Origin of the sequence: Flavobacterium suzhouense (genome assembly GCF_042684765.1) — a bacterium.
Classification (GTDB): Bacteria; Bacteroidota; Bacteroidia; order Flavobacteriales; family Flavobacteriaceae; genus Flavobacterium; species Flavobacterium suzhouense.
On sequence record NZ_JBHUMD010000012.1, the window covers coordinates 1 to 7,845 of the forward strand.

Genomic DNA, 7,845 nt, shown 5'->3' on the forward strand with positions numbered 1-7,845 from the left:
CCCAGACAGTGATGGATGGGATGGTACCTTCAACGGTACACCGGTACCGGCAACGGACTACTGGTTTACGGTAACCTACCCGCAATATGACGGTACAACAACCGTGATACGTGAATTCAAATCGCATTTCTCACTGAAGAGATAAGAATATATACTCAATAAATACATAATGAATAAATTTTTAATTGCTCTTTTATTTCCTGTTTACTGCCTGGCGCAAATACCAGCTTACTATAATACCATTGACTTTAGTCAGACAGGCAATACTTTGAAAAATCAACTTTCAACATTAATAACAACAACACATACAAATGAACTGACATATACCCCTGAGGTATGGGACGCTCTAAAACAATCTGACCTGGACCCTGATAACACAAACAATGTTTTTCTGATCTATGGTTATAATGATACTGATTCCAACAATGATAATGACAGAACAAGAAATAAAAACTTAAGCTGTCATACTACCAGTTGCGATGGGCTTTGGGTAAGAGAACATGTTTTTCCACGCTCTCTTGGCACTCCAAATCTGGAATATGTCGGTCCTGGGGCAGATGCTCATCATTTAAGAGCTATTGACTCAGACATGAATAACGACAGAGGAAACAACCGTTTTGCCGATGGTTTAGGCAATGCAACTGTAATAGCCGGAGGTTATTTTTATCCTGGTGACGAATGGAAAGGAGATGTAGCCAGAATGATGATGTATATGTACTTAAGGTATCCAACACAGTGTCAGGCAGTAATTGTAGGCTCCGGCAGTGCTACTTTTAGTGCAGATATGCCAAATATATTTTTGGAATGGAATGAAGAAGATCCTGTTAGTCAATATGAAATGAATAGAAATACTGTTTTGCAAAATATGCAGGGAAATCGAAATCCGTTTATTGACAATCCTTATCTGGCAACCCGTATATGGAACGGGCCAGAAGCAGAAGATAAATGGGGGCTGCTAAGCAATGAAGATTTTGTTGCCGAAAACATAACCCTCTATCCTACCCTAACCACCGGAATAGTATATATAAACAATGCTCAGGAAGCAAAAAGTTATACTGTCTACAATAATGTAGGACAACTTATAAAATCTGGGCTAACCCAAAACAGCATCGACCTCACAAATTATGCAGCCGGATTGTATTTTATAAAAATAAGTAATGAATACTCGGGCAAAACCTTTAGGGTTATAAAGCAATAGCAAAGAATTTAGGTAGTTTTTTTTAATAGTTTTCATTAACATCTAACCCTGTGTTTACACACAGGGTTACTTTTTTTAATATGGATAACATATTTCTAACAGACAGTTGATAGAAACAACACCCCTAATTAACATGTGAGCACCATTTTTGTATCCCACTGAAAATCAACACACACAAAAACAATTACTAATCAAAAATTACACACGTGAAATTAAAACAACAACAAACCTTACGGAAATTTTTTATTTTACTCTTCTTCCTGACAGCTGTCACTGCATGGTCCCAAACTTATACAATTAACAGAGGGATTAACGTAGTAGAAAATACTGTAACAGGTATTGACATTAATTATAATGGTGTTAATACTTGTGTTACAAGTCCAAGCAATCAAAATGCTAATATCCAGATGATATTAACTGCTCAGCCGGGATATAGCTTTACAGTGACTTCTATTTCGGGAGTAGCAGTTAGAAGTGGTTCCGGTAAAAACGATTTCAACTTCCAGTTTATAAATGGTTCATCTACTATAAATGGAACGAAACTTGTCAATTTCACTTCAACAAGCAGCTGTAGTGGAGGAACAACGGTACCAAATATAAACGTTCCGGCTGCAAGCCAAACAGTAACATCCGGAAATTCAGCTACAATAAATATTGTACGAGGTACCAGTAATGGTGTAAATGGTACGGGGTATTCACACATGAAAACACTTAACATAATCGTTACTGTTTCGGGCCCATCTGCACCTGTTTTGGGAGGAAATGCTACTCAAACATTTACATACGGTACGGCAGGAAATTACAGTTATACCTTAACAGGTTCCCCTGCTCCTACTGTCTCTGCTACTCTAAATCCTTCAGGAAGTCTTCCTTCAGGGCTAACTCTAAATACTACAAACAATCAGATAAATGTTGCATCTAATAGTCCTGTAGGAGTATATGATATAATACTTTCAGCAACTAATAGCCAGGGTACTGATACTCATAATGTATCATTAACGGTAAACAAAGCCGATCAAACAATTACATTTTCAAATATCACAAAAAATTATGGTGACGCCGATTTTAATCTTACCGCAACAGGCGGTTCATCTGGCGAACCGATAGCCTATGTAAGTTCAAATCCTGCGGTTGCTACAATAGTTGGCAGCACTGTTACTATAGTTGGCGCCGGAACGGTAAATATTACAGCATCTCAGGCAGGAAATGCAAACTATAACGCTGCTAATGATGTGGTGCGTACATTAACGGTAAACAAGGAAAACCAAACTATAAGTAATTTTAACGATATTACTAAAACATACGGAGATGTAGATTTTAGTCTTACAGCTACCGGAGGTGCTTCCGGCGAACCGGTAACATATACAAGTTCGGATAACAATGTTGCAACTATAACAGGAAATACTGTTACGATAATTGGAGCAGGAACAACAACTATTACGGCATCTCAGGCCGGAAACGACAATTATAATGCAGCCAGCCTTGCTCACACTTTGACAGTAGCTAAAGCAGGACAATCAATTATATTTTCTGATATTACAAAAACCTATGGCGATAGCGACTTTACATTAGCTGCAACCGGTGGAGCATCCGGTGAAACGGTTACTTATGTAAGTTCAAATGTTTTGGTTGCTACAATTTCAGGAAATACAGTAACTATTGTAGGCAACGGCACTGCAAACATAACAGCATCTCAATCAGGGAATGCTAATTATAATGCTGCTACTGATGTAGTAAGGACACTTACCGTAGCTGCAAAACCTATTACTATAACAGGTCTTACAGCTAACAATAAAACGTATGACGGAAATACCGATGCTACGGTTAATGGAGCATCAGTTACTTCTTCTGAAATAGTAGGATCTGACAACGTTGCATTAGGAAGCTACACTGCTTCATTTAATAATTCAGCAGTTGGAACTTCTAAGTCAGTAACTGTAAGTTACCAGCTTACAGGTACATCGGCAAGCAAATATATTCTTACTCAGCCAAGTGGAATTATTGCAGACATTACAGCAAAGCAATTAACCATTAGTGGAATACAAATAGATAATAAAACTTACGATGGCAATACATCAGCTACAATTACCGGTACACCTATACTTAATGGAGTCGTAAATACTGACGATGTAGCCTTAGATACTACAGGAGCAATTGCTGTATTTAGTGATCCTAATACAGGTGCTGCAATTCCGGTAGTGGTAACAGGCTACAGCATTACAGGAACCTCTATAGCTAACTATACTTTAGAACAACCACAGGGACTTACGGCTAATATTACAAGCATATCTCTTCAGGATCAAACCATAACATTCAATTCCCTTGCTAATGTTACTTACGGTGACGCTGATTTTAACCTTTCGGCTACAGCCGATTCAGGTTTAAATGTTACGTACACAAGTTCTGATACTTCTGTAGCCACAATAAATGGAAATACGGTAACAATAATAAAACCGGGAAATACAATAATAACTGCTAACCAATCAGGAGACAGTAGTTATAATCCTGCACCGGCAGTACAACAGCAATTAACTGTAACTCCTAAAACACTTACGGTTTCTAATGCTGCTATTGCAGATAAGACCTATGATAAAACTACAACAGCAGTGGCTAACGGAATTTTATCAGGTGTTATTAATAGTGATAATGTAACATTAATATCAGCAGCAACATTCACAACTGATGATGCCGGTAACAATATTCCTGTTACGGCTCAGTATTCCATAACAGGTACCGATAATTTTAAATATACGCTAACACAACCTAACGTAACCGGAAACATTTTCCCTGCAACGCTAACACTTGCAACTCCAACAGCTGCAAACAAAGCTTATGATGCTACTACTTCAGCAGCAATAACAGGAACACTTACAGGAATATTAAGCGGAGATATCGTTAGTTTAAATGGTACAGGTACCTTTGCTTCTGAAAATGTTGGAAACGGTATAACTGTTACCTCTAATGCTACCCTATCGGGAACAGATGCTACAAACTATATATTGACACAACCTACAGGACTGACAGCAAACATTACATCTTTAACCTTAACCGTTAATGCTGTAGCTTCAGATAAGATATATAACAGAACCACTGATGCCATCATTACTGTTTCACAGATTAATGGCCTTGTATCAGGTGATGATGTTACTGTTACAGGAAATGGTACCTTCAATAATTTTAATGTAGGTGCCGCAAAACCTATAACCGCAAACCTTACATTAACAGGTACAGATGCAGTAAATTATACACTTACCCAACCTACAGGACTAACGGCAGCTATTACTGCTAAAGATCTGACAGTTGACACCATTGCCACTACTGTAGCTGATAAAACATATAATAACACAACAAACGCTACACTGGTTACACCAACTCTGACAGGTGTTGTTTCAGGAGATGAAACATTAGTAACTTTAACAGGAGGTAATTTTGTACAGGCAACTCCGGGTACAGGTATAACTGTTAATAATCTTGCTTTAAGCGGAACAGCTGCAACTAATTACCTGCTTATCCAAACTACGACACTTACTGGAAATATTTTACCTAAAGCCCTTACAATAACAAATGCAGCCGCTCAAAATAAAGTTTATGACGGAAACACAACAGCAGTTATTACAGGTACGCTTTCGGGTATTGTTGGTACTGAGTCGGTAACATTTAATGGTACTGGTGCTTTTGCTTCCGAAAATGTTGCAAATGGCATTGCTGTTACCTCATCAAGTACACTTACAGGAACAAATGCTGCAAACTATACGCTTACACAGCCAATAGGACTTACTGCAAACATTACAGTTAAACAACTTAGTGTAACAGCTACTGCCCTTGATAAAATATATGATCAGACTGCTAATGCAACTGTAAACAATGCCCAGCTTGTTGCTTCAGGAATTATAGCTGGAGACGATGTTACATTGACCGCAACAACTGCATTAGGTACTTTTGCCAATAATGCCGTAGGAAACAATAAAAACGTTACAGCCAACTTTACTCTACAGGGAACTGATGCTGCAAACTATACCGTAGCATCTCAAACTTTCCAGGCATCAATTACACCGCTTACATTAACCGCAGATATTTCAGCTGCGACTGTAGCACCAAAAACATATGATGCCACAACCAATGGTGCCGTTATTAATGGTGCTGTATTGAATGGAGTAATTGCAGGTGATAACGTAAACGTTACGGGTGTCTACGCTTCAGCAAATGTTGGAGCTGGTATTCCTCTAACACTAAGTCTTTCCGGTACATCAGCAGCTAACTACATACTAACACAACCAACTCCGGGACTTTCAGGAGAAATAATTAAAAAAACACTTACAGCAACAGCTGATAATAAAGCCAAAGCACAGGGAGCTACAAACCCTGCTCTTACTATAACTTATTCGGGATTTGCCGGAGGACAAACAGCAGCAACAGCGTCAGGATTTGTATCTCCTACATTGACTACCAATGCCATTGCAGGATCACCTGTAGGTGCATACGCAATAGACATTAACGGAGGTTCGGCTGATAATTACTCGTTTGTACTTAACAACGGGTGGTTAATTATTAATCCGGCAGCTGTAACCCCTTCAATGCTTTTAGGATGGAATTTTACAGGTGAAAGCAGCCCTGCAACATCTAACGCAGATATATCCAATACTAACCTGGATTCATCAAAAACATTAACCAGAGGAGCAAATGCAGTTTCTTCTACCGGCTCTAACTCTTTCAGGACAGTTGGTTTTAAAAACGAAGGAATAGCTGTTACCAATACCGATTACTTTGAGTTCTCAGTATCTTCAGGCGATACATATCAATTAAATCTTAGCAGTATTTCTGCAATTTTTGATGGTACAGTTACTTTTGGAGCTTCTCCGGGTGTTTCGAACCAGTTTGCCTACAGTACTGATGGAACCAACTTTACACTTATAGGTTCTCCGAGCATGACAATAATGAATGCAGCAGGTGATCCTGTGAGCATTAATGTTGACCTTTCGGGAGTGACAGCATTACAAAATGTACAATCAAATACACTTGTAAAATTCAGATTCTATGCCAGCGGACAAACAACAACCGGTGGATGGGGCTTTAACTCTCCTTCTTCAACGGATTACGGACTTGCAGTTTATGGATCGTTAACCCCTGCTCCGGCAGCGCCGCAAATAACAAGTACTTTAGCTGCAAATTCATTTGTAGGAGATTCTGAAATGTACCAAATTACTGCTACAGGTACTCCGGTTATCGCTTTAAGCGCAACCAATTTACCAACGGGAGCAACAATAAACAGTAATGGCCTTATAACTTTTGACGGTACTACACCTGCAGGTGTTTACAATATCAATCTTAAGGCATCAGGATACTATGGTACTGATAATAAAGTACTGGTATATACAATAAATAAACTGGATCAATTCCTGACATTCAACCCCGATCCGATACCTAATAAATTTGATAATGATGCACCATTCAGTATCAACGTAACGAACTCAGCTCCATTAGCTGTAAACTACTCAAGTTCTAATACATCGGTAGCGACAATAGCACAGGATGGAACGATTACAATTACCGGAGCCGGTACAGCAAACATAACTGCATCAAATACAGGCGATGCTACATATAATGCAGTAAGTACTACAAGAGTATTAACAGTATTACCTGCACCTCAGATAACTGCAACACCTGTCTCAATATCATTTACTGCGGTACAAGGTCAGGGACCATCGGCTGCAACCCAGCTTACTGTACTAAATGCAATAAATTTAGTTCCTGCTTCAGGCGATATTACGCTTACAACATCTGCAGGCTTTGAATTAGCTATGGGTATAGGATCTTATGGTACTACCGGAAACTTTGCCTATACAGGTGGAAATGTAAACCAGACTAATCCGCAAATATTTGTGCGATTTGCCGCAGGCCAGACACAAGGTACATACAATGGAACTCTAACCATTTCAGGAGGAAATGGCTCTATCCAGGTACCACTTACAGCAGTTGTAGATCCTGCTCCGGCAATAACCACTACAACTGTAACTTATGGCCCATATTGTTCAGGAACTGAAAACATTGTAGATATAGCTTATACAGTACAGGGTACGTTTAGCTCGGGAAGTTTCTATGTTCAGCATTCTGATGCAACAGGAACATTCCCTAATGATTTTTCTAACATAATAAGCACTTCTTCAAATACAAGCCCAATACAGGCTACACTTCCATCGACACTTGTGGCGGGGATCTACAGAGTACGTATAGTTCACTTATCAAGCGGATTGGTACTAACCACCAGCATTAATGATAATGGTAGCGATATTGTAATTAACACTACTGCTGCCCCTACAGCGACAGCTCTTACTTTCTGTAATACTGCAACGGTAGCACAACTTACAGCTACCGGTACAAACCTTAAATGGTATGCTGCTGCTAATGGTGGTACTGAGCTTGCTTCAACTGCTACGGTTACAACAGGTAACTACTTCGTGTCGCAAACATTAAACAACTGCGAGAGTACAAGGACTCAGGTAGCGGTAACTGTAAATGTTACTCCTGCTCCTATTGCAATAACTCTTAGTTTCTGTAATACTGCAACGGTAGCACAACTTACTGCTACCGGTACAAACCTTAAATGGTATGCTGCTGCTAATGGTGGTACTGAGCTTGCTTCAACTGCT

3 protein-coding genes are annotated in these 7,845 nt (G+C 39.3%); all 3 read left to right on the top strand.

The annotated features are described in order from the left end of the window. Nucleotides 1-145 (top strand): T9SS type B sorting domain-containing protein (locus ACFSR3_RS08570; protein WP_379820631.1); only part of this gene is annotated, 145 nt, incomplete at its 5' end. Nucleotides 146-169: 24 nt separating this feature from the next. Beyond that, nucleotides 170-1,198, top strand: coding sequence for an endonuclease (locus ACFSR3_RS08575; protein WP_379820603.1), 1,029 nt, complete (start codon nt 170-172; stop codon nt 1,196-1,198). A gap of 206 nt (nt 1,199-1,404) precedes the next feature. After that, nucleotides 1,405-7,845, top strand: a 6,441-nt coding sequence (locus tag ACFSR3_RS08580) for a YDG domain-containing protein (RefSeq protein ID WP_379820604.1), incomplete at its 3' end; no start/stop codon positions are given.

Excerpts from the sequence above, each read along its gene's own strand:
- ACFSR3_RS08575 (WP_379820603.1), top strand. The coding sequence starts at position 170 with ATGAATAAATTTTTAATTGCTCTTTTATTTCCTGTTTACTGCCTGGCG.